Source organism: Capilliphycus salinus ALCB114379 (assembly GCF_047276495.1).
GTDB lineage: Bacteria > Cyanobacteriota > Cyanobacteriia > Cyanobacteriales > Microcoleaceae > Capilliphycus > Capilliphycus salinus.
Window position 1 is genome coordinate 6,389,189 of the sequence record NZ_CP178543.1, and the last position, 23,088, is coordinate 6,412,276.

General features: G+C 45.7%; 20 protein-coding genes and 1 other RNA gene. 5 read left to right on the forward strand and 16 right to left on the reverse strand.

Annotated elements, in window-relative coordinates; translation table 11 throughout:
* Window positions 1-62 precede the first annotated feature (62 nt).
* The 4 genes from ACL6C3_RS25695 to ACL6C3_RS25710 form a co-directional block, all read right to left on the reverse strand.
* Complete coding sequence (locus ACL6C3_RS25695) at window positions 63-335, reverse strand: HNH endonuclease (RefSeq protein ID WP_413162407.1); 273 nt, start codon at window positions 333-335, stop codon at window positions 63-65.
* A gap of 119 nt (window positions 336-454) precedes the next feature.
* Window positions 455-1,078 carry a heme-copper oxidase subunit III gene (locus tag ACL6C3_RS25700; RefSeq protein WP_413162409.1) on the reverse strand — a complete coding sequence of 208 codons (624 nt, stop codon included), beginning with the start codon at window positions 1,076-1,078 and terminating at the stop codon, window positions 455-457.
* 160 nt (window positions 1,079-1,238) lie between these two features.
* Window positions 1,239-2,966, reverse strand: a complete 1,728-nt coding sequence (gene ctaD / locus ACL6C3_RS25705; protein ID WP_413162411.1) for a cytochrome c oxidase subunit I — start codon at window positions 2,964-2,966, stop codon at window positions 1,239-1,241.
* Window positions 2,967-3,249: 283 nt separating this feature from the next.
* Window positions 3,250-4,224: a cytochrome c oxidase subunit II gene (locus tag ACL6C3_RS25710; RefSeq protein ID WP_413168415.1), complete on the reverse strand. Its 975-nt coding sequence runs from the start codon at window positions 4,222-4,224 to the stop codon at window positions 3,250-3,252.
* Between the two features lie 632 nt (window positions 4,225-4,856).
* On the opposite strand from ACL6C3_RS25710, the gene ACL6C3_RS25715 reads away from it, so the two are divergent.
* A complete protein-coding gene (locus ACL6C3_RS25715) occupies window positions 4,857-5,798 on the forward strand; it encodes a COX15/CtaA family protein (RefSeq protein WP_413162412.1) in 942 nt (313 codons plus the stop codon).
* A gap of 86 nt (window positions 5,799-5,884) precedes the next feature.
* Complete coding sequence (locus tag ACL6C3_RS25720) at window positions 5,885-6,886, forward strand: heme o synthase (RefSeq protein WP_413162414.1); 1,002 nt, start codon at window positions 5,885-5,887, stop codon at window positions 6,884-6,886.
* A 284-nt stretch (window positions 6,887-7,170) separates the two neighbouring features.
* Here the strand turns inward: ACL6C3_RS25720 and ACL6C3_RS25725 are convergent, their stop codons facing one another.
* On the reverse strand, window positions 7,171-7,623 hold the full coding sequence (locus tag ACL6C3_RS25725; protein WP_413162416.1) for a DNA-binding protein: 453 nt from the start codon (window positions 7,621-7,623) through the stop codon (window positions 7,171-7,173).
* Window positions 7,624-8,073: 450 nt separating this feature from the next.
* On the opposite strand from ACL6C3_RS25725, the gene ACL6C3_RS25730 reads away from it, so the two are divergent.
* A complete protein-coding gene (locus ACL6C3_RS25730) occupies window positions 8,074-9,786 on the forward strand; it encodes a zinc metalloprotease HtpX (RefSeq protein WP_413162417.1) in 1,713 nt (570 codons plus the stop codon).
* A 73-nt stretch (window positions 9,787-9,859) separates the two neighbouring features.
* Here ACL6C3_RS25730 and ACL6C3_RS25735 read toward each other — a convergent pair whose 3' ends face one another.
* The 6 genes from ACL6C3_RS25735 to ACL6C3_RS25760 form a co-directional block, all read right to left on the reverse strand.
* Window positions 9,860-10,840, reverse strand: a complete 981-nt coding sequence (locus ACL6C3_RS25735; RefSeq protein ID WP_413162419.1) for a glycosyltransferase family 2 protein — start codon at window positions 10,838-10,840, stop codon at window positions 9,860-9,862.
* A gap of 224 nt (window positions 10,841-11,064) precedes the next feature.
* Window positions 11,065-11,670 carry a serine O-acetyltransferase gene (locus ACL6C3_RS25740; RefSeq protein ID WP_413162421.1) on the reverse strand — a complete coding sequence of 202 codons (606 nt, stop codon included), beginning with the start codon at window positions 11,668-11,670 and terminating at the stop codon, window positions 11,065-11,067.
* 320 nt (window positions 11,671-11,990) lie between these two features.
* Window positions 11,991-13,034: a sulfate/molybdate ABC transporter ATP-binding protein gene (locus ACL6C3_RS25745; protein WP_413162422.1), complete on the reverse strand. Its 1,044-nt coding sequence runs from the start codon at window positions 13,032-13,034 to the stop codon at window positions 11,991-11,993.
* A gap of 81 nt (window positions 13,035-13,115) precedes the next feature.
* Window positions 13,116-13,970, reverse strand: coding sequence for a sulfate ABC transporter permease subunit CysW (gene cysW / locus ACL6C3_RS25750; protein WP_413162424.1), 855 nt, complete (start codon window positions 13,968-13,970; stop codon window positions 13,116-13,118).
* Between the two features lie 111 nt (window positions 13,971-14,081).
* On the reverse strand, window positions 14,082-14,945 hold the full coding sequence (cysT, locus tag ACL6C3_RS25755) for a sulfate ABC transporter permease subunit CysT (protein WP_413162425.1): 864 nt from the start codon (window positions 14,943-14,945) through the stop codon (window positions 14,082-14,084).
* A 220-nt stretch (window positions 14,946-15,165) separates the two neighbouring features.
* Window positions 15,166-16,197, reverse strand: coding sequence for a sulfate ABC transporter substrate-binding protein (locus tag ACL6C3_RS25760; RefSeq protein WP_413162427.1), 1,032 nt, complete (start codon window positions 16,195-16,197; stop codon window positions 15,166-15,168).
* A gap of 180 nt (window positions 16,198-16,377) precedes the next feature.
* Here ACL6C3_RS25760 and ACL6C3_RS25765 point away from each other — a divergent pair, with 180 nt between their 5' ends.
* A complete protein-coding gene (locus tag ACL6C3_RS25765) occupies window positions 16,378-17,163 on the forward strand; it encodes a Crp/Fnr family transcriptional regulator (RefSeq protein ID WP_413162429.1) in 786 nt (261 codons plus the stop codon).
* A gap of 245 nt (window positions 17,164-17,408) precedes the next feature.
* Window positions 17,409-18,941 carry a SagB/ThcOx family dehydrogenase gene (locus tag ACL6C3_RS25770; protein ID WP_413162431.1) on the forward strand — a complete coding sequence of 511 codons (1,533 nt, stop codon included), beginning with the start codon at window positions 17,409-17,411 and terminating at the stop codon, window positions 18,939-18,941.
* A 2-nt stretch (window positions 18,942-18,943) separates the two neighbouring features.
* Here ACL6C3_RS25770 and ACL6C3_RS25775 read toward each other — a convergent pair whose 3' ends face one another.
* The 5 genes from ACL6C3_RS25775 to ACL6C3_RS25795 form a co-directional block, all read right to left on the reverse strand.
* Window positions 18,944-19,345, reverse strand: a complete 402-nt coding sequence (locus tag ACL6C3_RS25775; protein ID WP_413162432.1) for a Fur family transcriptional regulator — start codon at window positions 19,343-19,345, stop codon at window positions 18,944-18,946.
* Window positions 19,346-19,403: 58 nt separating this feature from the next.
* Window positions 19,404-20,693 carry a serine--tRNA ligase gene (gene serS, locus ACL6C3_RS25780; RefSeq protein WP_413162434.1) on the reverse strand — a complete coding sequence of 430 codons (1,290 nt, stop codon included), beginning with the start codon at window positions 20,691-20,693 and terminating at the stop codon, window positions 19,404-19,406.
* A 465-nt stretch (window positions 20,694-21,158) separates the two neighbouring features.
* Window positions 21,159-21,553: a transfer-messenger RNA gene (gene ssrA, locus ACL6C3_RS25785) on the reverse strand.
* A 46-nt stretch (window positions 21,554-21,599) separates the two neighbouring features.
* A complete protein-coding gene (gene mdh, locus ACL6C3_RS25790; protein WP_413162436.1) occupies window positions 21,600-22,583 on the reverse strand; it encodes a malate dehydrogenase in 984 nt (327 codons plus the stop codon).
* A 98-nt stretch (window positions 22,584-22,681) separates the two neighbouring features.
* Window positions 22,682-22,897, reverse strand: coding sequence for an NAD(P)H-quinone oxidoreductase subunit O (locus ACL6C3_RS25795; protein WP_413162438.1), 216 nt, complete (start codon window positions 22,895-22,897; stop codon window positions 22,682-22,684).
* Window positions 22,898-23,088: the final 191 nt, after the last annotated feature.

Genomic DNA, 23,088 nt, shown 5'->3' on the forward strand with positions numbered 1-23,088 from the left:
ATTGAATAAATCGGCGATCGCGATTTCCCCTATTTCTCTAATATCCTTTGATATTTGCCCTTTCAGGAACGAACTTTAATCCGTTTATGGGGATCTTGCTTTCTCACCCAAGCGAGGAATTTTGCCATTTGCGGTTCACTTCGCAAAGCATCCAAAGAATTCAGTTCGTTAGCCAGACGAGTATTATCAAATAAGGTGTGAACTTGACGGTGACAAGCCGAACAAATATTGACCGTTGGGCCGGGGTCAGCTTTTTTGCGTTTAGTTTTCTGACGAGGAACCAGGTGATGTACCGTCAATTGGGGTAAATCTCGTTCACAGAGTTCGCATCTCATTCGATTTTTGACTCCCAAAGTCGTTTGTAGTCTTGATAATTACAATTTTATTACAAAAATTTGGAAATAAAAAAACCCCATCCGGGGTTAACAAAATTGAAGCAAAACAATCTCAAGATTTAGAGGATGTACAGCAACAGAAATAGCACAATCCAGATCACATCAACAAAGTGCCAGTAAATCTCTGCCGCTTCCGGGCCAAAGTGAGACTCCTTCGTGTAGTGACCCGCTTTGCGACCCCGAAAGAGAACACCCAAAATTAACAGCACCCCGAAAGTCACGTGCATTCCGTGAAACCCAGTTAACACGTAGAAAGAACTGGCGTACACATTGGTCGTCAAGCCAAATTCAAGATTGCTGTATTCAAAAATCTGACCCGCCAGGAACGCAATCCCCATCAGGGCGGTGATAATGTACCATGTTCTCAAACCCGCCTGATCATTTTTCTTGATCGCAGCGGTGCCTTTGTTCATCACAAAGCTACTGGTAATCAGAATCAGGGTATTAATTCCAGGAAGTAAGAGTTCCCGTTCGATGCCCTCCGGGGGCCATACGGGTGATTCGGCCCTAAAAATCAGGTAAGCGGAAAATAATCCCAAGAAGATCATACTCTCACCCACCAGGAAGACAATCACGCCCAGTAGACGCAGATCGGGATGTTCTTCGTGTTCGCTATGGGCGGGGATTTCTTGGGCTTGATAACCCATAGCGGTCTTTGTGTTGTCAACCGTTGAACCTTGCATGAATCTCTATGACAAATTAGGTTACAAATCAAAAATTATCAGGGGGAGAGGTTAGGCGAGAGTCGTTGGTTTGGTTCTGCCAATTTAACGAACTGACAACTAATTGACAACGAATCACCGTCCTAACCCTCATTGATTGTTCTACCCTGAGAGTCACTTATTACTCATCAAAGAAGGAAGAAGACTTGGCTTCAGAGAGGGGAACACCTTCTGGTTTCGTCCGAGCCGTACCATTACCCGACATTTTTAAGCGTTCGCGAATGGCAAGGGTTTTCTTCATTCCGTAGTCGTAGGGGCCGGTTCTCAGAACGGGTGTACCTTCAAAGTTCTCGATAGGAGGAGGAGAAGACGTCATCCATTCGAGAGTCAATCCGTCCCAAGGATTATCGGGAGCTTTCGGCCCCTTGAACCAACTCCAAATCGCATTGATCAAGAAAGGAATGGTCGAAACCGCCAAAACCGCAGTCCCGATGGAGCAGATCATGTTCACATCCGCATATTTCGGGTCATACATGGCAACCCGACGGGGCATTCCCTGCAAGCCCAGATAGTGCATCGGTAAGAAGGTTAAGGTCGTACCGATAAAGGTCAAGACAAAGTGAACAATACCCAGAGGTTCGTTCATCATCCGTCCCACCATTTTCGGATACCAGTGATAAATACCCGAATAGATGGCAAATACCGCCCCGCCAAACAGAACATAGTGGAAGTGAGCTACCACAAAGTAGCTGTCGTGAACGTGAATGTCAAAGGGAACAGAAGCCAACATGATTCCCGCTACACCCGCAATAACGAAGGTAGACAGGAAACCCATTGCAAACAGCATGGCACTGGTGAGGCGCAGTTTACCGCCCCAAATGGTCGCCAACCAGCCAAATACTTTAATTCCGGTGGGAACGGCAATGATCATCGTGGCGATCATAAAGAACATCCGCAACCAGCCCGGAGTTCCGCTGGTGAACATATGGTGCGCCCAAACGATTAAGCCCAAGAAGCTAATCGCCAGACTAGAAAATGCGATCGCATGATAACCAAAAATCGGCTTGCGGGCGTGAACCGGAATTACATCGGAGATCACCCCAAAGAAGGGCAGAACCATGATGTAAACCGCCGGGTGGGAGTAGAACCAGAATAAATGTTGGTAAACCACTGGGTCGCCTCCGCCGGCCGGGTTAAAGAAGTTGGTTCCAGCCAGCAAGTCAAACGACAGCAGCACCAACGCCCCTGCTAGTACAGGGGTGGAGAGTAAGATTAATGCGGAAACCGCGATCATCGCCCAGCACATCAGGGGCATATCGTACAGGCCCATGCTGGGAATCCGCATTTTGAAAATGGTGATCGAGAAATTCAGCCCACCTAAGATCGAAGCGGTTCCGGCGAGGAGAACGCTCATAATCCAGAGTTCTTGGCCGATTTTACCCGATACCAAACTCAAAGGTGGATAAGATGTCCAACCCGCTTGGGGGCCGTGTTCAATAAACAAACTCACCAACAGCAGGATTCCAGAGGGGGGAACCAGCCAGAAGGCGACGGCGTTCAGTTTCGGAAACGCCATATCTTTCGCCCCGATCATCAGGGGAATGAGATAATTGGCAAAACCCGCACCCGCCGGCACAATCCACAGGAAGATCATGATCGTTCCGTGCAGGGTAAACAGGCTGTTGTACATTTCCGGCGTTACAAAGTCCGGATCGGGGGTGGCGAGTTCGGTCCGAACCACTCCCGCCATCACGCCGCCAATGAGGAAAAAGGCGAAGGCGGTGACGAGATATTGAATTCCAATAACTTTGTGATCGGTACTAAAACCGAAGAAGTCTCGCCAGTGTCTTTCCTGATGAGCGTGAGATTCAGGGACATTGGCAGTTACATCTAACTGTGCTTGTGTCATAGCAAAAAAAAAGATGAAAACGGATAGAAAGTGGTTGTAACGGATTACCTCTATAATTCGCTCCGCAGTTATTTCTGCTTCGACGCAATCACTTAATCCGTTTTTTCTCGCAGGTATCTGTTTTGAACAGAACTTGAGAAGTTAACAATTCACAAACCCATCCTAGAGGGGGAATTGAGTGATAATTTCTGGTCGAAATTGGCGAGCAATCTCTGTAGGGTTTGAGGGGTTAGGTGAGGGGAATTAACGCCAAAACCTCACTTCACCTTTGACCTCAAAGTTGTTACTGGGGATGAACTTGCTCGTGAAGTTGGGATAGGAGTTCTTCGGAGACGCCCATTTCTTCACCGTAGGGCGCGAGAAACTCGCTATCTGACATTTCTTCAGGCTTCAACGCTAACGTTTCCGCCAAGTCGGGATTTTGAGCAATGGCATTTTCTTGAACCCAGGCTTGATATTCTTCCGGGGTTTGAACCACAACTTGGGTTCTCATTCCGCCGTGATAGCCCCCGCAGAGTTCGGCGCAGACCACCGCGTAGGTTCCCACTTTTGTGGTTGTGAACCGCAATTCTGTCGTCATACCGGGGATCGCATCTTGTTTCAGACGCAGTTCCGGTATCCAGAAAGCGTGAATCACATCTTGGGCGGTGATGTTGAGTTGTACATCTTGACCGACCGGAACGTGCAGTTCGCCCGCCATTACGCCGCTATCGGCGTAGTTGAATAACCAGGCAAATTGTAGCCCGGACACGTCAACGACAACATCCGCATTTTGGCCGAGTTCATCGGGACGGGCGCCAATTCCCAAAGCAATTTGAGAGCGTTCGGCTTGGGGAATCGGGTCATCTTCTCCCGGTAGAGGCGCGGCGATCGCACTCCCGTGCATTTTAGCGTGGGCTGCCATCGTGTGTTGACCGGACACCATCGGATCGAGTCCGCCCATAGAGTTGTAGATCTCGAAACTGTAGATCCCGACAGCCAACACGGTAAAAGCCGGAATCGCCGTCCAGAGAATTTCCAGCGATAAGTTGCCGTGAATTGGCGGCCCATCTGTGTTATCGCCGGGACGACGGCGAAATCTAAAAAATGAAATGATCAGAACCGCCTGCACCAGCAGGGTTAAGCCAAAAGAAATCGTTAGCATTAGGCTAAATAAGCTATCGACATCTGAGGCTTCTGCTGATGCTGCCACAGGCATCAGACCGTTATTTTGGCCGTACCAGAGGCTGAGGAGCGTGATGACGATCCCAAACAGCATGGTTAAGATTGAACCGGGAATGTTCACTTTGATACCTCCTTCGTTTCGCACTCCCTTGTGGGTTTACTAGAGATCTGCGATGCAATTTTGTCTACCGTGAATGATGATTTTAGATCGGGGTGATGGGGGAATTTGGGAATAAGGACAATACAATCAATGGCAAAATCTGTTCAATTATTTAACCTGAAACCTCTCCCTTATAAGGTATAGCAGATCACCAAGACAAGCTGTCTTATTTACTAATTCTTAGACTTTTCTTTAGGTTTCCGCCTAACCCGAATCACGAGGCAAGGTGATAATACAAACTCCTTGGCTTTTCTGAATTAAAAGTAACATTTTACTTAAAAAATTTTCGGGTTGACTTCATATAACTTAACACATAAATAAAATCCGAAAACTTTGTAAAAGTCTGTCTATCTGCCGATTGTGTCGCTAAGGTAGATCAGTAGAACCGTGAATCAAGACTAGAGATTTTATGATGAGTGATCCGTCGATGGGGTAAAGGGAATAAAGACCAATGGCAAAATCAATCCCTCAACTATAGAGTCCTCTCAGGAGTTTTGTTGTCTACAACACAAGCAATCAGGCTGAACCTCAAACAATCATTGTCAATTCAAGCATAGACAGAATTCATGGCTAATACTGTCCTTCAAAACCCAAGTATTTCTACTCAAATTTCCCCCGGCGATCGCATTCGTCGTCTGGTGTGGAAACTCTGTATCGCCACTTTGATTTTAATGGCGATCGGCAGCGCCACCCGAGTGATGAACGCAGGTCTGGCCTGCCCCGACTGGCCGTTATGTTACGGGACATTAGTCCCCACCGCTCAAATGAACTTACAAGTGTTTCTAGAGTGGTTTCACCGACTCGATGCGGCGATCATCGGTTTCGGGGCGATCGCCCTGAGCGGTTTATCCTGGTGGTACCGGCAAGAATTACCCAAATGGCTGCCTTGGGCGGCGACCTTTGCCTTGGGTTTAATTGTCTTTCAAGGCATTCTCGGCGGTCTAACCGTCACCGAACTTTTACGGTTTGACATCGTGACCGCCCACTTAGGAACCGCCCTATTATTCTTTACCACCCTGCTGATCATCGGCTGTTCCATGATGCCCTACAAAGGCACCGGAAACGTCGGAAAACTGCCTTGGGTCAGCTTAACCGCAGCAATTTTAGTTTATCTTCAAAGTTTAATCGGCGGATTGGTCGCCTCTCAATGGGCATTACACCAATGTTTCGGCGGTTCCCAACTCTGTACCGTGATGAATAGCCACATTGCGGGGGTTGTTCCTCCCACCGTTGCGACGTTAGCCGTCGTCGTTTGGGCTTGGCGAACTTCCGCTTTGCATCCAATGCTACGAAACTTAGCGAACTGGGCTGGTATTTGTGTAATAGCTCAAATTGCTGTGGGAGTGGCAACCTTTCACTTGCACCTCCAAGTTGAACCCCTGACTGTGACTCACCAAGCCATTGCAGCCACATTGCTCGGAATATTAACTGCTTTGACCGTTCTCGCTTTTCGCGATCGCAACAGCCACAAAACCAGCAATACATACACCCCGGTTAGTCATTCCTAAACTTAGCGTGTATACAGGCATTATCGCCGATCCCCACTGGGAATGAACTCACTCCCCATCGCAGAACACTTCACAAGAGTAAATCAATGCAAGAGATTATCACCACCAGCACCACTCGACGCCACGAAAACCTGATACAAGTGGTTCAGAGTTACTATCAACTCACCAAACCCAGAATTATTCTCCTCCTGTTGATCACCACCGCCGCCGGAATGTGGTTGGCGGCCAAAGGAGAAGTTGATCCCCTGTTATTAGCCATAACCCTGGCGAGCGGTACCTTTGCCGCAGGTTCAGCCAACACCATCAACTGCATCTACGATAGCGACATCGACTATATCATGGAACGGACCCGCTGGCGGCCGATTCCCTCCGGACGAGTTAAACCCCGTCACGCTTTATTCTTTGCCATTACCCTGGCGGTTCTTTCCTTCACCTTACTCACGGTGTTTGCCAACCTGTTGGCGGCGGTATTGGCAATGTTGGGTATTGTCTTCTACGTTGGCATCTACACCCACTGGTTAAAGCGGAACAGCGTTCAAAATATTGTCATTGGCGGTGCAGCCGGTGCCATTCCTCCCCTAGTTGGTTGGGCTGCGGTTACGGGAGATTTATCTTGGGCGGCTTGGCTTCTATTTTTGATCATCTTTTTGTGGACTCCCCCCCACTTCTGGGCGTTAGCAATTATGATCCGCGATGAATACAAAGAAGTCGGCGTTCCCATGTTACCTGTTATCGCCGGAGATGAACCCACAGCCAAACAAATCTGGATTTATACGTTAATCTTGATTCCCTTTACCTTAATGTTGGTTTATCCCTTACACACCAGCGGTATGGTTTACGCGGCTTTCGCTTTGGGTTTGGGGGCAATTTTTGTTAAGAAAGCTTGGCAGTTGTTACAATCTCCCGAAGATCAAAAAGTTGCCCGTTCTCTGTTTAAATATTCCATTCTGTACATGATGTTACTCTGCACCGGAATGGTGATTGATAGCTTACCTGTAACCCATCATTTTGTTAGCGCTTTGGGCAATAATTTCCACAGTTGGATGAGTGGCGCTGTTGCCGTTATCTCCTCAGTTTGTCACGGATAACGCTTGAAAAAAGACAACTGAATAATATGATTCTCAGGTAGGCGTATGTCTACCTGTTTGTTTTAAAGAAGGCAAAAATGTTGTAGGGGCGGGTTTTACAGTCACCACCTCACCAGTATCGGTGTAGGGGCGGGTTCTGCATTGATGTTGACGACTACTCCGAGATTGACATAAACCCGCCCCTTTTCAGTCACCACCGAACCCGTCACCACCGAACCCGTCAGAGCGTGTTTTCAGTGGTCAGTTATTGGTAACTTCTGATATCAAGTCCGGTTGAATACCCATCATAAAAGTGTGGGGAGATCAAGAGATTTTGACTTACAGATGACTTTGACTTCGTGTAGGGTTTCAATCCAAACCCTCGCACCACAAGAGAGAGGTTTATCGGGACTATAGACAACACGACATCCTCCCGGTATTTCGACAATATGCCCGTAAGTATTGGTGTTGCGCCTTTTGACGGTAATCACAGGAAGTTGTTGCTGTTGTTTTTGATTTTGCCGAATTCTTTGAGAATTAACGTGAATAATCGTTGTTGCAAGCTTTTTGGGATTGCGCCAACGCGGAGCCGGGCCTCTTGTACCTCGCTCAATCATCGGTTTGCCCTTAAACAGGGGAATTAGCCACATCTTCCCGGTCTTATAGGCACCTTCGACTCGGCCGGCGCTCAGGAGGACTCGCAGTCGAGCGGTGGAGATTTTTAAAATACGGGCTGCTTCTGTAGTACCGACTACCATTGAACTATAAGGGGATCGCAATAGTTTTGAAAACTGTATAACCATATTATAAATGATCTGCGGATCAATGGTCAAGGATCTGCTATTCGGTGGCGCGGAGTAGTGGGGTTCGACCGAAACCTGTTCACGGTCTGCGGTACTGCGAAGGTGTCTGTTATTCGTTGATTATACAACCGGATTTGATATGACTTATGACTTCGCGCCTTCTTACGAATTCTGGCACCGGGGCGGGTTTATATTAGTTATCTGTGGGAAATGATACATCTATTGAGAACCCGCCCCTACAATGTATCAATATATTATTAAATTTTTGCAAATAATTCTTAATCTTTCTAAAGAGTTCGGGTGAGTTTTCTAAAAGCCATGTTATCACAGAATCATTAACCTCCGAATCTGACAATAGAAAGAACAATCATTTCTATAGAATTCGGAGCGAATTGGAGAGTCTATATGGATACTTCAGAACAACCTTTTTCTCAGGGGAAACGCAGTCAAGACTTGGGAGTTAAACTGGCATTTGCCGCCGGAGGAAACCTCATCTGGGCTTCAGCCGTAACCCTAACTTTGCTATTGGGTATGGTATTGGTTTTATCCCTGGCTTTAATTTTTATTCTCGAAAGTCCTAACCCCACACAAGGATTAATTATCGCAGTTGGTATCACCATCGGTTTTAACGTTTTGGCGTTTTTCTTTTCGCCCTATTTAATGGATTTAATCCAAAAATGGCTATACGGAACCCGTTGGGTTTCTTTAGTCGATATTGAGGCCAAAAGTCCCGAAACTGCTGCGGTTATCCAACGAGTTTGTCAAGAAAGAAACCTCAAACAACCCCGTTTGGGTATTATTGATGACCAAAACCCCACCGCTTTTACCTACGGTTCCCTTCCCAACCAAGCCCGTTTAATTGTCAGCGAAGGTTTATTTACCTATCTCGATGATGAGGAAATTGCCACCGTTTACGCCCACGAACTCGGTCATATTGTTCATTGGGATTTTGCGGTGATGACCTTAGCTTCTACCTTGGTACAAATCACCTATTTAATCTATGTTTTCACCATACGTTTACAACGGGGAGGAGACAAGGTAAAAGAGATGGCCGGTACCGTTGCACTGGCGGCTTATGTGTTTTATATTGCCGGTAGTTATATTCTACTCTATTTATCACGAACTCGCGAATATTTTGCCGATCATTTTGCGGCTGAAACCACAGGAAACCCCAACGCTTTATCACGGGCGTTAGTTAAAATCGCTTACGGTATTGTAGAAGAATCTCAAAAAGCAAAAGAACCCAGTCGCTTACTGGAAGGAACTCGGGCTTTAGGAATTTATGATGCAAAAGCCGCCACTTCTAGCGGGACTGCTTATCGAATTTCATCGGATACCAGTAAACTCGGGCGAGTGTTTTTATGGGATATGTTTAATCCCTGGGCTTGGTGGATGGAGTTAAATTCAACTCATCCTTTAACCGGAAAACGGGTTCGCGCTTTGAGTACCTACGCCGAACAATTGGGACTCGCGATAGAGTTTGATATGGGTCGAATTATTGGTGAAGGTCGTCAACTCAGCAAACAACGACTCTACGGGAATTTTATCCTGGATTTATTCCTTTATATGGGCGAACTACTGGGTATTACTGTGGGATTAGTTGCCGGATTTTTGATGTTTAATACGATGCCTTTAATTATTATAGCCGGCCCACTTCTTGGCTTGGGTTTGGGGGTTTTAATCAAGACATTGGTGATGTATCCTAACTTTAAAAATGCCCCGGAAAGCGATGTATTAAGCTTGATGGCTGACCCCTACGCCAGTCCGTTACGCGGAAAACCCGCCCAGTTAAAAGGTCAATTAATTGGTCGGGGTGATGCGGGATATGCGTTTGGTTCCGATTTGAAATTGCAAGACCCGTCGGGGATGATTTATTTGCGTTATAAATCTCGATTTGGCGGTCTGGGAAACTTTCTGTTTGGAATGAAACGGGTGAAAAGTTTAATCGGAATGAAAGTTACAAATGTCGGTTGGTTCAGACGGGGAGTGGCGCCTTGGATGGACTTGGTTCAGTTAACGAGTGAAAGTGGAACTGTGGTTAATAGTTATCACCGTTTCTGGTCTTTTGTTGTTAGTATTATTGCCATTGGGTTGGGCATTTTTATCTTATCAGTTTAGTCTGCTGAACGATTAAAAACCCGGTTTTTATTGAGAAGCCGGGTTTTTGGGATTTACGCCTCAATATTTTTAATTAAGATTGGGTTGTTCTCACATTTTGAAACGAGTAGAAAAATACGCTATTGCGAATAGAATCTAATAGAAAACGGGGCGGGTCGAGAATGGGTTTACGTTCTAGGGTTCGACGCCAACGCCACAGCGTTAAACTGACAATCCAAGCCGCATCTACGCAAGCCGCATACAGCCATCCGTAGTTTTTCACATAATAGCGGTGTCTCGCATCAAACCAATATTGGGGGCGACGTTTTGGGGTAATTTTTGTATCTGTTACCCCCGAACTTTGTCCGACTAAATGAATCACCCGACTTTGGGGTTCGTAGCCGCAATTCCAACCGGCGCGTTTGGCTTGCAAGCAAAAGTCTTCATCTTCATAATATAAGAAATATCCCTCATCTAACAAGCCGATTTGTTCAAAAACTTCGCGCCGTACCATCATACTCGCCCCCGCAACCCAGTCGGTTGTACAAGCAGACTCAGAAACCGGAGGCGCCACCATCCAACGGGATAATATTTTAGTAATTAATCCTAATCGTAAACCGGTTTCAAATTGACTCATCAACGTTTGAAAACGAAAGGCTGAACGTTGGGGAATTCCATCGGGATGTTCTAAGCGACTTCCCACAATTCCCATTTGGGGATGGGTTTGTAAAAAGTCAATTAAAGCTTGCATTGCACCCGGACGAACTTCCGTATCCGGGTTGAGTAACCAAACAAAATCCGGGGGTTCAGAAGATTGTAAAGCCGGACGAATAGCCGCATTATTTCCAAAGGCATATCCACCATTATAATCTAAGGGTAAAAGTGAAGCCCAATTTCCCCAACCTTCTGCTTTAATGGCGTCTTGAATTTGACGAACCGAACCGTCACCCGAACAGTTATCAACGGCGACAACCCGAGTTTGAGGGTGAGATTGAACCTCCCGAATGAGCGACCGCAAACAGTTAATGGTGAGTTGAGGCGTGCGATAATTTAAGATGACAACCAGTATATTCATAGAACAGCTAAAAAACGATGATTCAACAGGATGATGAACGATGAATGATTAATTATGCAGGGGAAGTGAATTCTGGGAGTACAAAAATTTTTGACATCCTTCAGTTTTTCCGGTTTCAGAATTCACCAATTCAGCATTCACCAATTGAGTAGAGACTCTGTACTCCCAGTTGGTCATCCCCTTTAATAATTAACAATCATCCATTCAGCAATTGAGTTCATTATTCAACTTTGCTGGTTTTTCACATCAGCGCCGCTAATAATTTTAGCGGGAATTCCGACAACTGTTGCACCCGTAGGAACATCACAAAGGACAACCGCATTGGCACCAATACAAACATCATCGCCAATGGTGACATTACCCAAAATTTTCGCCCCGGCACCAATATTCACTCGATTTCCTAATTTTGGCGCATCCAAAGGACGCTTTAAATAGCGATTTCCAATTGTTACACCCTGACGAATTACGCAGTCATCCCCAATTTTGCTATAACCGTGAATGACAATCGCGCTTTGATGTTCAATAATAACCCGTCTTCCCAGTTGGGTTGTGTAGGGTAATTCAATCCCGTAAACATTACGAACATGGCGGTATAAAGAGCGATAAACAATGCTCAATGGCGCTCGTAACAGCTTTGATTTAATCTTCATTCTCCACATCCCAAACCTCGCCACAGCGAGCGCTCGAAATCCGGGTCTTGTCCAATCTCCTTCGTGAGCCTTCAAATCTTCGCGAAGTTGTTGCCAAAATCCTAGAGCTTTTGCGGAAATTGAGTCTTCTACTGGAGGAGAACTCAATCGAAAGCTTGAATTGAGTTGAGATTCAATCATAGTCGTGAAACACCTTACTTAACAAAACTCAAGAGTTGAGACTCTTTTGAACTGACGCCATCTACTCTTATCGGTCGTTGTGTTAGACATTAACACACTTGTTTAACTTTTGCTTGCCATTTTTGCAGAAAATTATAATCTTTTAAAGATTAACACTTGCAGTTGCATCTAACCGCTAAATTTTGAGCAAATTTTTACAAATTTTGACAGTAAATGCTTCTGATTAGACCGAAACTCTGTCTTTTGATAGTTGCGATGCCGAACAACTATCAAAAGTTTTTTAATTATTCAAAAGTCAACGGGCGAACCCATCAAACCGCTTAAGCCGAATAAGCGGAAGCCTTATCTAACAAGACTTCGCAGGTATCGCCCCGATAACCCCGTTTGGGTTTAATAAACACCTGCTGACCTTTTTTCAGGTGAAGTTTTGTAAATTTTTCGCGGGATAGATGAACCACAAGCTGATGATGGTCAGCCAAAATTAAATCTACTTGAACTTCCCACCCCAGATGAGTGATGCGTTGAATACGGGCGGGAGTATTTTGTGGGTTTGCCAAAGCAGAAATTTCGATATCGTGAGGACGAATAAACACCGGATGAGGTAACACTTCTGTTGTGTGTTCCGCAACCAAAGAAATATGAGGGGGAACCACGTTGACGGCGCCAATAAAATTCATCACAAACGGAGTCGCCGGACGGTCATAAATATCTGCGGGGGTTCCCACCTGTTCAATTTTGCCGTTATTCATCACCACAATTTCATCCGCAACCGCCATCGCTTCTTCTTGGTCGTGGGTAACGAATACGCTGGTAATATGAACCTCATCGTGCAAATGTCGCAGCCAACTCCGCAACTCCTGACGCACTTTTGCATCCAACGCCCCAAAGGGTTCATCTAATAGTAAAACCTCCGGTTGTACCGCCAACGCCCGGGCTAAAGCCACCCGTTGACGCTGACCCCCAGAGAGTTGGGCGGGATAACGATTTCCTAATCCTTCCAATTGAATTAAAGCCAGCAATTCTTCAACCCGATGTTTAATAAAATTGCGGGATTTTTTGCGAATTTCTAAACCAAAAGCGATATTTTGGCGGACGGTCAGATGCTTAAATAAAGCGTAGTGTTGAAAAACAAACCCAATATTTCGCTGACGCACATCCAGATGGGTTGTATTTTGACCGTTAATAATAATGTTGCCAATATCGGGAGTTTCCAAACCGGCTATCGTTCTTAACAGGGTCGATTTTCCTGAACCGGAAGGCCCCAATAAAGCCACCAACGTTCCCGTTTTGATTTCAAGATTGATATTGTGCAGGGCTTGAAAATCACCGAAATTTTTGCAAACGTGTTCAACGATAATACTCATGGCTTTTACCTCAATTGAAAGAACAACAACAAGACAATTTTCGAGAAAATTTAGAGAGAATTTAGAGAGAGTTTTAGAGTTTTAAGCGCTTAATTTTCGCTCGGTGCGGCGTTCTAAAATTTCCTTCAGCACCAACGTAACTACAGCCAAAAGCGCTAAAATTGCCGATGCACCAAATGCGGCTTCATCTTGATAATTTTTATGGGCTTGTTCGACAAAAGAAGGTAACGTTAATGTGCGACCCGCGATTAAACCGGAAACCACAGAAACCGCCCCAAATTCGCCCATCGCCCTCGCATTTGTTAACAGCACCCCGTAAAGTAATCCCCATTTAATATTCGGAAGGGTAACTCGCCAAAATGTTTGCCAACCATTGGCGCCCAAAGTCTCCGCCGCTTCTTCTTGGTCGCTACCAATTTCTTCTAAAACCGGAAGCACTTCTCTGGCAACAAACGGCAGCGTTACAAATAATGTCGCTATCACCATTCCCGGCAAAGCAAACAAGATTTGAACGTTAAATTGATTCAAAATAGGAGCAAACCAACCCTGATTTCCGTACAGCAAAACAATCATTAATCCGGCGACAACGGGAGAAATTGCAAAGGGCAAATCAATAACACTAATTAACAGCGTTCTCCCCGGAAATTGATGTCTCGCCAATACCCAAGCCGCACAAATTCCAAACACTGTATTTAGCGGAACTGTTATCGCCGCAATAATTAACGTCATTTGTACGGCGTGGATAAATTCTCGGCTGCTAGTTGAGTTGATAAATTTGCCGATTCCCGCATGAAACGCCTCGTAAAACACCGCAACAGCAGGAATAAACAACACCAGCATTAAGTACACCAAAGCAATGCTAATTAATACCGTCTGAATGTTGATTTTCCGGGGAGGAGGAATTCGCGAAAAGTCACTTTTGATAAGGTTTAACATGGTTTTATCTGAATTTGGATAGGATTGAGAATTGATTACGGGTTGGAAAGGGCGGGTTTATGTAAGTTATTGCTGGGAAAACATACATTGATTCGGAACCCGCCCCTACAGTTATGACTGGTGACTGAAATTTCCCCATCGTTGTAAACTATTGATGGTAAATAACATCACCAACGACACCATTAACAATACCGTTCCAATCACAGCCGCCCCCTGATAATCGTACTGTTCCAAGCGTTGAAAAATTAGCACCGGTGCAATTAAATCTCGAAACGGAATCGCCGAAGAAACAATCACAACCGAACCGTATTCGCCCACCGCCCGAGAAAAACCCAAAGCAATTCCCGTTAAAATAGAAGGCATCAAAGGCGGCAACAAAACCCGAATAAAAGTCTGTAAAGATGATGCCCCCAAACTCCAAGCCGCCTGTTCGATTTCCGGTTCCATCTCCTGCAAAACGGGCTGCAAAGTTCGCACCACAAACGGCAAAGAAATAAACAGCATCGCCACAAATACACCCAAGCGAGTAAAAGCAATTTTTATCCCAAACGGCGCGAAAAATTGACCAATCCAACCCTGTTCGCTGTAAAGCGTTGCCAACACCAAACCCGCTACAGATGTCGGCAAAGCAAAGGGTAAATCTATCGTCGCATCAACCAATTTTTTACCCCGAAAATCGTAGCGAACCAACACCCAAGCCACCAACGTTCCCATCAAACCATTCATCAAACCTGCGAGTAAAGCGGTGAGGAAAGTAACGTTATAAGCAGAAACAGCAACCGGGTCAGTTGCAATCCGCCAAAACTCATCAAATCCAATCCCAAAAGACTTATTAATTAACGCCGCAATCGGTAACAACAACAGCAGCACCAAATACAGCCCTGTTATCGCCCAAGGAAAGGAGATTTTCTCGAAATATGGGTAAACAATTCGGGTCAATGAATGCGCCGAAAACAGTTGACTTGAACGAATCATAGCTGTATAATATTCTGATGGAGTAAAGGTCAAATCAAATCAGCACCCAGACCTCAACAAAAAACTCAGTATTCACATTAACTGGTGACTCTCTTACAAACTTTGCTACCGACGGAAACCGCCGGGTCGCAAGTTTGCGCTGGTGACAGGTGTTGCAGTGCGGACTTGGCGGTTTCCGTCGAGAAGCAACTGCCGAACCCGAAGGGTGACTGATAATTGCCTATTCCTTCGATTGAGCAATTTGAGCCTGAACTTTATCAAAAATTGCACCATCGGCGAAAAATTGAGTTTGAACCGCATCCCAACCGCCCAAATCTTTTGCTGTAAATAAATTTTGAATTTTGGGATATTGATCGGCAAATTCCGCTTCTATTTTCGGATCGACCGGACGAAAACCCACTTTTGCAAATTCCCGTTGAGCCTGGGGCGTATACAAATATTGAACAAACGCTTCCGCAACCTCTCGGGTGCCATTTTTATCAACATTTGCATCAACAACCGCCACCGGATTATCAATAGAAATGTTATAATCAGTCGGGACAACATAGGGTTGAGGATCGCCTTTTTGAGCCGCCAAAATCACTTCATTTTCGTAGTTAATTAAAACATCCCCTTGACCCTGTTTGTAAAACACATCGCTCGCCGCCCTCGCGTCTCGGGGAAGGACCGGAACCCGTTGATAGACTCTCTGCACAAAGTCCTGGGCCTGCTGTTCGGTACCGCCGGCTTGGGTAACAACCCCCCACAACGCCATAAAATTCCATCTCGCCCCCCCGGACGTTTTCGGGTTCGCCGTGATCACCGAAACATCATCGCGGGCTAAGTCCGACCAACTTTTAACGTTTATATTGCGATCGCGAGTCACAAACGCCACAACCGACTTGTGAACAACAGAGTCGTTGGGAAGTTCCTGTTCCCAACCCGGTTCGATGAGTCCGGCTTTCTCAATTTTTTGGGTATCGAGGGCGAGCGCCAACGCCACCACATCCGCGTTTAAACCGTCAATAACCGCCCGAGTTTGAGAACCCGAACCCCCATAACTTTGGTCGAAAACAACCTTTTCCCCGGTTTTCGCTTCCCACTGCGCAGCGAACTGGGGAATGATTTTTTCGTAGGCGCTCTGAGTCACAGCATAGGACACAAAAGTAATTTTTTTCTCTTGTTGGGCGTTCGACGAGCAACCGCCAACTACACCGCCGAGGGCGACCAGGGTTAGCACCAACCCCATACCGGATATGCGGTCCCGATTCATAGAAATCTCCTAGAGATGTATTGATTTTGGATTCAGTTCTGCTTTGAGTTGAATCTTGAATTAATCATAACCGTAGTCAAAAAAAAATTCAATACATTTCAAATACAATTTGCTTTAACTTTACACGACGGCTCAAATACGGTTCCATAACAGATAGGACACACACTGAAACCTGCGGCTATGGCAAAAGCAAAGCAGTCAGAACCCAGTCTGGCTGAACGGTTGATCGCTCAGAACTATCTGTTTCGAGAACTGGATGCGGACTGGTTGGCGAACTATCTACCCCCCGACCTGGTAATGGATAAGCTGTACTCGAACCGCCCCGTGTACACCGCTTTTCGTCCCAATACCTCCGGGGATGTGTTGTATCTAATCTTGGAAGGGGGTTTTGTGATCACCCGCAGCACCCCGTTAAACCGCGTCATCTCCATCACCTATCCCGGAGGTTGCTTTGGGATGCGAAACCTACCCTTTAGTTACGGACGGGTGGGACGGGCTTTTCCGAGTTTGGTAGAAGCCTACAAAACCACCGACGTGATCAAACTGCCCCTCGAAGTTCTCCAGGCGGTATATAATGACAGCGAACCGTTACGCGATCGCTACGAACAGCTATTTGAACTGCGAGAAAAATTTCTCTATCATCTCCTCAATTGCAGTTCTTACCCGCCCCAAGCCGTCGCTACGCTTCTGAGGGCGTTAATTTATCAAGAACGAGCCTTGGGAAACCAACCCAACGCCCAAGGGGTTTACAACTTTGACTTACCCGTTGATGTGATATCTCACGCCTGTCAACTCAATCACCGCACCGTCGAGCAAGTGTTGAAGGGAATGCAAAAGGTGAAACTGATCGAACTCCCCAAGTCCGGCGATGAGTCCGGGGATATGATACACGTTCTCGATGCCGAAGGATTAAAAGAAGTCTACGGCGCCACCCGAGACAAAGTTTCTTGGTGGCCACTACGTTAACAGTCAACCCTGTAGGGGCGCATGACAATGCGCCCTCTGTTGCGCCCTCTCTACCTCTCTACGCTTACCCCTTACCCCTTACCCCTTACCCCTTACCCTATTACCTGATCACTGTTCACTGATCACTGTTACCCACGTACCATCGGAAATCGGCCCCGGAGTTTAGACTAGAAAAGAAACCCTTTTAAAATCAGATTATTTCAATTTCCATTTTCCACCCTTAACGTTGCGTTCAGTTGACTCCTATGCCAGAAACTCCAATTTCCATCGCCCAACACTTTCACGAGCGAACTAAATACCACCCCGAAACTATTGCGTCGAAAAGCCAGCAACTCGACTGGGAAAAACAGCCCACTCCCTTTAAAGAGTACAAACTTGGCCAAACCTTCGACCTCAGACCCTATCTCCGCGAAGCTTCAGAACCTTTATCCGACGATCCGAAAATTAAGCAAGCTCAACGTTTATCTCATCTCCTGCTTCACAGCTACGGCTTAACCGCTAAAGCTTCTACAATGGGAGGGTTTCATTATTTCAGAAGTTCGCCCTCTGCGGGGGGGCTTTATCCTGCGGAAGTTTACATCATTTCTCGGGGAAGTCCTTTGTTATCCCCAGGACTTTATAACTATCAACCCCAAACTCACTCGTTATTACAGTTTTGGGAAAATGAAGTTTGGAAAGAGTTGCAAACCGCCTGTTTTTGGCATCCCGCTTTAGAAAATACCCAACTCGCGATCGCCATTACCGCAGTGTTTTATCGTTCGGCTTGGCGCTATCAAGATCGGGCTTATCGCCGAATTTTCCTCGATACCGGTCACTTACTCGGTAATCTTGAATTGGCGAGTAATCTCAATGATTATCGACCTCATTTGATCGGCGGATTTGCCGATGATGCGGTCAATGAGATGATGTATTTAGATTCTAGCCGAGAAGGAGCAATTGCGGTTATTGCTTTGGCAGATTTATTAGAAATTGACCAAAATTTACCGCCTCTAAGAACTGCTTTACCTTCAAAAATTCAAACCGATTATCCCGAACTTTCCGATGGGGAATTGTTAGCTTATCTGCACAATGCAACCAAGTTAGACAAAGATACATCGGGAACTCAAGGATGGAATCCAACCCCACTCGATCCCGATATCGAAGATAAATATAATTTTCCCTTTTGTACAAAAGTTTCAACCGTAACGCCTTCGATAGATTGGGGAAAAAATTGTCACGGATTGGATAAAACTATTCTTAAACGCCGTTCAACTCGCAGTTATAGCGGGGGCGATCTCAAGTTAGAAGAACTTTTGGCGTTATTAGATTTTACCTACCAAAGCGATCACTATATCAATCAAGGTTTAGATGGTTTTCCCGATTATTTTGATTTGGGTTTAATTGAAACCTTTCTCGCCGTTTCTGGCGTTCACGGTTTGGAAGAAGGTTGTTATTATTACGCGCCCCTCGCCCAAGAATTTCGCCAAATTCGCTTTAAAAATTTTCGCCGAGAACTTCATTATCTCTGTCTCGGACAAGAACTCGGACGGGATGCGGGGGTTGTTTTATTCCACACCGCCGACTTGAAAAAAGCGGTTGCAAAATATGGCGATCGCGCTTACCGTTATCTTCATATGGATGCCGGTCATTTGGGTCAACGGTTGAATTTAGCCGCGATTTATTTGCGGTTGGGAGTCAGTGGAATTGGGGGATTTTTTGATGATAAAGTTAACGAAGTCTTGGGAATTCCGACAGACGAAGCTGTCATTTATATTACCACCTTAGGAAGACCCCGATAACCTTAGGATTGTTCTATTTCTTGCAGATGATGACAGCGTTCACACAGTCCAAAAAACTCCAAAGTATGATAATAAATCTTGAAGTTATGAGACTTTTGTAATAAACTTTCAAGATGGTGAACCGGACATTCATTGAGAGGAATGGACTTTCCACACTCAACACAAGTCAGGTGATGTTCGTCTTGTTGAACGCAACTGTAGACGGACTCACCTGTGGGTAAGGTTCTCACCTGAACTAAACCTTCTCGTTTTAAAGCATCCAACGCCCGATAAACGGTAGCCAACCCCATTTTATACTCGGTTTTGCGTAACTCTGCATAAAGTTCTTGAGCGGAAATTGATCGCTTTTGAGTTTTGAGTTGACCTAAGATAACTTCCTGGCTGCGGGTGCGACGAGTATTCATCTGGAGTTTTAATTTGAATTAATGCCTATCTCTAGGCTATCTTAATCTTTAACACACCTCACAGCACCTCCCGTCCCAAATAAGACTGTAACACTTCCGGAATTTTAACCGTTCCGTCGGGTTGCTGATAATTTTCCAGAATAGCCGCCATTGTACGACCGATAGCCAACCCCGAACCGTTCAACGCATGAACAAATTCCGTTTTCTTCTTTTTCTTTCCCGACTTGGTATCTTTAAAGCGAATATTCGCCCGTCGCGGCTGAAAATCTCTCACGTTTGAACAGCTAGAAATCTCCCGATAAGTTTGCGAAGACGGCAACCATACTTCTATATCATAACATTTTGCCGCCGAAAATCCCAAATCTCCCGTACAAAGTTCGATCACCCGATAAGGCAATTTCAACGCCTGTAAAATTCCCTCCGCATCTCGAACTAATTTCTCATGTTCTTCTTCGGATGTCTCGGGATGAACCAATTTAATCAGTTCCACTTTATTAAACTGATGCAGTCGAATTAAACCCCGCGTATCTTTTCCATAACTTCCCGCTTCTCGGCGAAAACAGGGCGTAAAAGAACAGTGATAAATGGGCAATTGTTCCCCGTCTAAAATCTCATCTCTGTAGAAATTAACCACCGGGACTTCCGAAGTCGGAATTAGCCACAAATCATCATCGCTGCACTTAAAACTTTCTTCGGCAAATTTGGGAAGTTGACCCGTTCCTTGCAAAGATGTACTATTAACCAATAAAGGCGGCATCACTTCCACATAACCGTTTGAGGTGTGTGTATCCAGCATAAACTGAATTAACGCCCGTTCCAAAGCCGCACCCGCACCCATTAAGCTAACAAAGCGACTTTGAGCAATTTTAACGCCCCGTTCAAAGTTTAAAATTCCCAGTTTTTCCCCGATTTCCCAGTGCGGTAAAATCTTAGAATTATCCGGCAAATATTCATCACCCCAGCGCCGAACTTCTACATTTTCTTCCTCGCTTTTACCAATCGGTGTAGACTCGCTCGGTAAATTGGGAATAGGAAGCAATAACGCCTCAATTTCTGCTAAAATTTCCTTTTCTTTCGGTTCGAGTTCGCCCAAACTTTCTCGAAGTTTTTGACCTTCCTCTTTTAACGCTTGAATTTCCGCACCTTTCGGATCACTTCCGCCTTTAATCTTCTCACCAACTTGTTTCCCAATTTCATTACTACGGGTTTCCAGTTGAATGCGTTCTTTTTCTAACTCACGTCGCCGTTCATCGAGATCTAAAATCGGTTGAAGATCGTAATCTCCCCGCAATTTTAAACGATCTTGAATGGCCTGTGGATTTTCCCGAATTTGTTTAATGTCTAACACAGCTTTGTTCCCAGAGTTTAACGAATAATTATATTAAATCAGTTAATGTTTGCAACTATTCTTGATTTTTCATCCGTCCACCTGCTACAATTGCTTTAACGATCCCAGACCAGTATCGTGCAGTTATCAGTTTGAGAGCAAAAGATTGATAACCCAACCGTCAACCCATCCGTTTCTTAGAGCGTTAACCTTGATAACCCAACCGTCAACCCATCGGTTTCTTAGCCCGTTAACCTTGAAACCCAACCGTCAACCCATCGGTTTCTTAGCCCGTTAACCTCGATAACCCAACCATCAACCCATCCGTTACTGAAAGCGTTAACCTCGATAACCCAACCGTCAACCCATCCGTTACCATCTTTGCCCCTATAGGATTGTAAAGCGCGATCGCGCTTTTGTCTCAAGTATCACAAAAAAAGATAGCAACCTGTAGCTGCTACCTCTTTTAAAATCTTTGATTTTCGTAAATGGAGCATATGGGAATCGAACCCATGTCCAGAACGAGTATTGGCTCCTTGCTCATTCACAGGCATAGCTCTTCTAACCCTCAGAGCGGGAACCATCTGTGACCCTAGATGGTGAGGGATTCTGGTAAGGTTTTCGCGAGATCGGCGACCAGAAGCACCTCACTAGCACATCCGTTGGGGTTGTATCTATAGCCCTTAACGGAGTCAGACTATAGATGCTCAAAACCTAAGTGAGGTTTTTTTTCCTACGCAGCTACTGCTACGCGAGGACGAGCGAAAGATACAATGTTGTTTGCACTTATTTTTTTAAGCCAGGTATTTACGAGAGGTGACTCACTCTCGACCTGAATCACAAGGGAGTTTTCATCATCCTGTCGAAACCAGTAATGCCCCTTGCATACTTATTATGGTATATAATAATGGATTAACTGTCAAGGGCCTACAACAAAGACAGACTTTTCAAAATGTCATCGGCTTCTCGGATTCCGCGACGAACCGACTCCGCACACTCACTCAGATTATCCCGTTCATCGGGGGTTAAATTCAATTCTAAGATGCGTTCCACGCCGCGACACCCCAACCAACAGGGAACCCCGAGAAAAATGTCTTCTAGCCCATATTCTCCTTGAAGATAAGCCGAAGTAGGCAGCAAGCGACAGCGATTGAGTAAAATCGATTCAACCATCATCCGAATCGAAGAAGCCGGGGCGTAGTAAGACCCTCCAGTTTTCAACAATCCCACAATTTCCGCCCCCCCGTGACGAGTCCGTTTCACTAAGCGTTCTATGGTTTCTGAGGACATTAATTCAGTAATCGGAACCCCATTAACAGTAGAATAGCGGGGCAAAGGCACCATCAAATCCCCGTGACTCCCCAACACCATCGCGTGAACATCGGCCACCGAGACATTTAACTCCATCGCAATAAACGTCTGGAACCTCGCCGAGTCCAACACTCCCGCCATTCCCATAATTCGGTAAGAAGGCAATTGCGTCACCTGCCAAGCGATGTAAGTCATCACATCCAGGGGATTGGTGACAACAATCAATGTAGCATTGGGAGAATGGGCGATCGCTTGTTTAGCAGCAGTGGCGACAATTTTGGCGTTAGTAGTAATTAAATCGCTGCGATCCATTCCCGGTGTTCGCGCACGTCCGGCGGTAATCACCACCACATCCGATCCCGCCGTATCCGCATAATCATTAGTGCCGATAATTTCGCGATCGTGACCTTCCACCGATCCGGCTTGCATCAAATCTAGCGCAATTCCTTGAGGCAAACCCTCAACCACATCGAGAAGCACAACATTCGCCAGATTCGCTTCTGCTATTCTCTGGGCGAGGGTACTGCCAACTTTCCCCGCCCCAATAACCGAAACTCGCGTACTGTGACAAGACGGGGGAAAAAACAAACTCGAATCCATTTTACTCACTTAACGTTTGGGCAGAAAGAACGGAGAATTAGGAAAGGGGAACTTTACGAATACCCCAAACGGTTAGATCCTAATTCCCCAATTCTCTACTACTTGGCATCTTCAAGCTGATCGATCCGTAACCAAATGTTCGGAGTAGGAACCTGACCAAACTTGACTAACGCACAGTCTCCCCGCGTTTCCATCACTTCTCCGTTGGTATCGAAGATGTAAGGGGGAAAGCGGGTGTCGCTGGCGGTTGCTTCAACACTGTTTTCGAGTTTTTCGCGAATGGCGCGTACCATGCTTCCTTTTTTGATTGGCATAGCTGATCCGATCAAGTTTGAATTTGTCTATTGTAGATTTTATGAGGTTCTGAGCCAATCTTTTAACAATCGGGAAAAGTTTAAGGTGAGGTACAAACCAAAAACCCGGTAACTTTCGCGATCGCCGGGTTTTTGACTCTCTACCGCTAAAGTTTGCGATCGCTTTCCCGATTTTATATCATGTCCGGCTA

Coding starts and splice junctions, on each gene's coding strand:
- ACL6C3_RS25695 (WP_413162407.1), bottom strand. CDS start 335: ATGAGATGCGAACTCTGTGAACGAGATTTACCCCAATTGACGGTACAT.
- ACL6C3_RS25700 (WP_413162409.1), bottom strand. CDS start 1,078: ATGCAAGGTTCAACGGTTGACAACACAAAGACCGCTATGGGTTATCAA.
- ctaD (WP_413162411.1), bottom strand. CDS start 2,966: ATGACACAAGCACAGTTAGATGTAACTGCCAATGTCCCTGAATCTCAC.
- ACL6C3_RS25710 (WP_413168415.1), bottom strand. CDS start 4,224: ATGCTGTTTGGGATCGTCATCACGCTCCTCAGCCTCTGGTACGGCCAA.
- ACL6C3_RS25715 (WP_413162412.1), top strand. CDS start 4,857: ATGGCTAATACTGTCCTTCAAAACCCAAGTATTTCTACTCAAATTTCC.
- ACL6C3_RS25720 (WP_413162414.1), top strand. CDS start 5,885: ATGCAAGAGATTATCACCACCAGCACCACTCGACGCCACGAAAACCTG.
- ACL6C3_RS25725 (WP_413162416.1), bottom strand. CDS start 7,623: ATGGTAGTCGGTACTACAGAAGCAGCCCGTATTTTAAAAATCTCCACC.
- ACL6C3_RS25730 (WP_413162417.1), top strand. CDS start 8,074: ATGGATACTTCAGAACAACCTTTTTCTCAGGGGAAACGCAGTCAAGAC.
- ACL6C3_RS25735 (WP_413162419.1), bottom strand. CDS start 10,840: ATGAATATACTGGTTGTCATCTTAAATTATCGCACGCCTCAACTCACC.
- ACL6C3_RS25740 (WP_413162421.1), bottom strand. CDS start 11,670: ATGATTGAATCTCAACTCAATTCAAGCTTTCGATTGAGTTCTCCTCCA.
- ACL6C3_RS25745 (WP_413162422.1), bottom strand. CDS start 13,034: ATGAGTATTATCGTTGAACACGTTTGCAAAAATTTCGGTGATTTTCAA.
- cysW (WP_413162424.1), bottom strand. CDS start 13,970: ATGTTAAACCTTATCAAAAGTGACTTTTCGCGAATTCCTCCTCCCCGG.
- cysT (WP_413162425.1), bottom strand. CDS start 14,945: ATGATTCGTTCAAGTCAACTGTTTTCGGCGCATTCATTGACCCGAATT.
- ACL6C3_RS25760 (WP_413162427.1), bottom strand. CDS start 16,197: ATGAATCGGGACCGCATATCCGGTATGGGGTTGGTGCTAACCCTGGTC.
- ACL6C3_RS25765 (WP_413162429.1), top strand. CDS start 16,378: ATGGCAAAAGCAAAGCAGTCAGAACCCAGTCTGGCTGAACGGTTGATC.
- ACL6C3_RS25770 (WP_413162431.1), top strand. CDS start 17,409: ATGCCAGAAACTCCAATTTCCATCGCCCAACACTTTCACGAGCGAACT.
- ACL6C3_RS25775 (WP_413162432.1), bottom strand. CDS start 19,345: ATGAATACTCGTCGCACCCGCAGCCAGGAAGTTATCTTAGGTCAACTC.
- mdh (WP_413162436.1), bottom strand. CDS start 22,583: ATGGATTCGAGTTTGTTTTTTCCCCCGTCTTGTCACAGTACGCGAGTT.
- ACL6C3_RS25795 (WP_413162438.1), bottom strand. CDS start 22,897: ATGCCAATCAAAAAAGGAAGCATGGTACGCGCCATTCGCGAAAAACTC.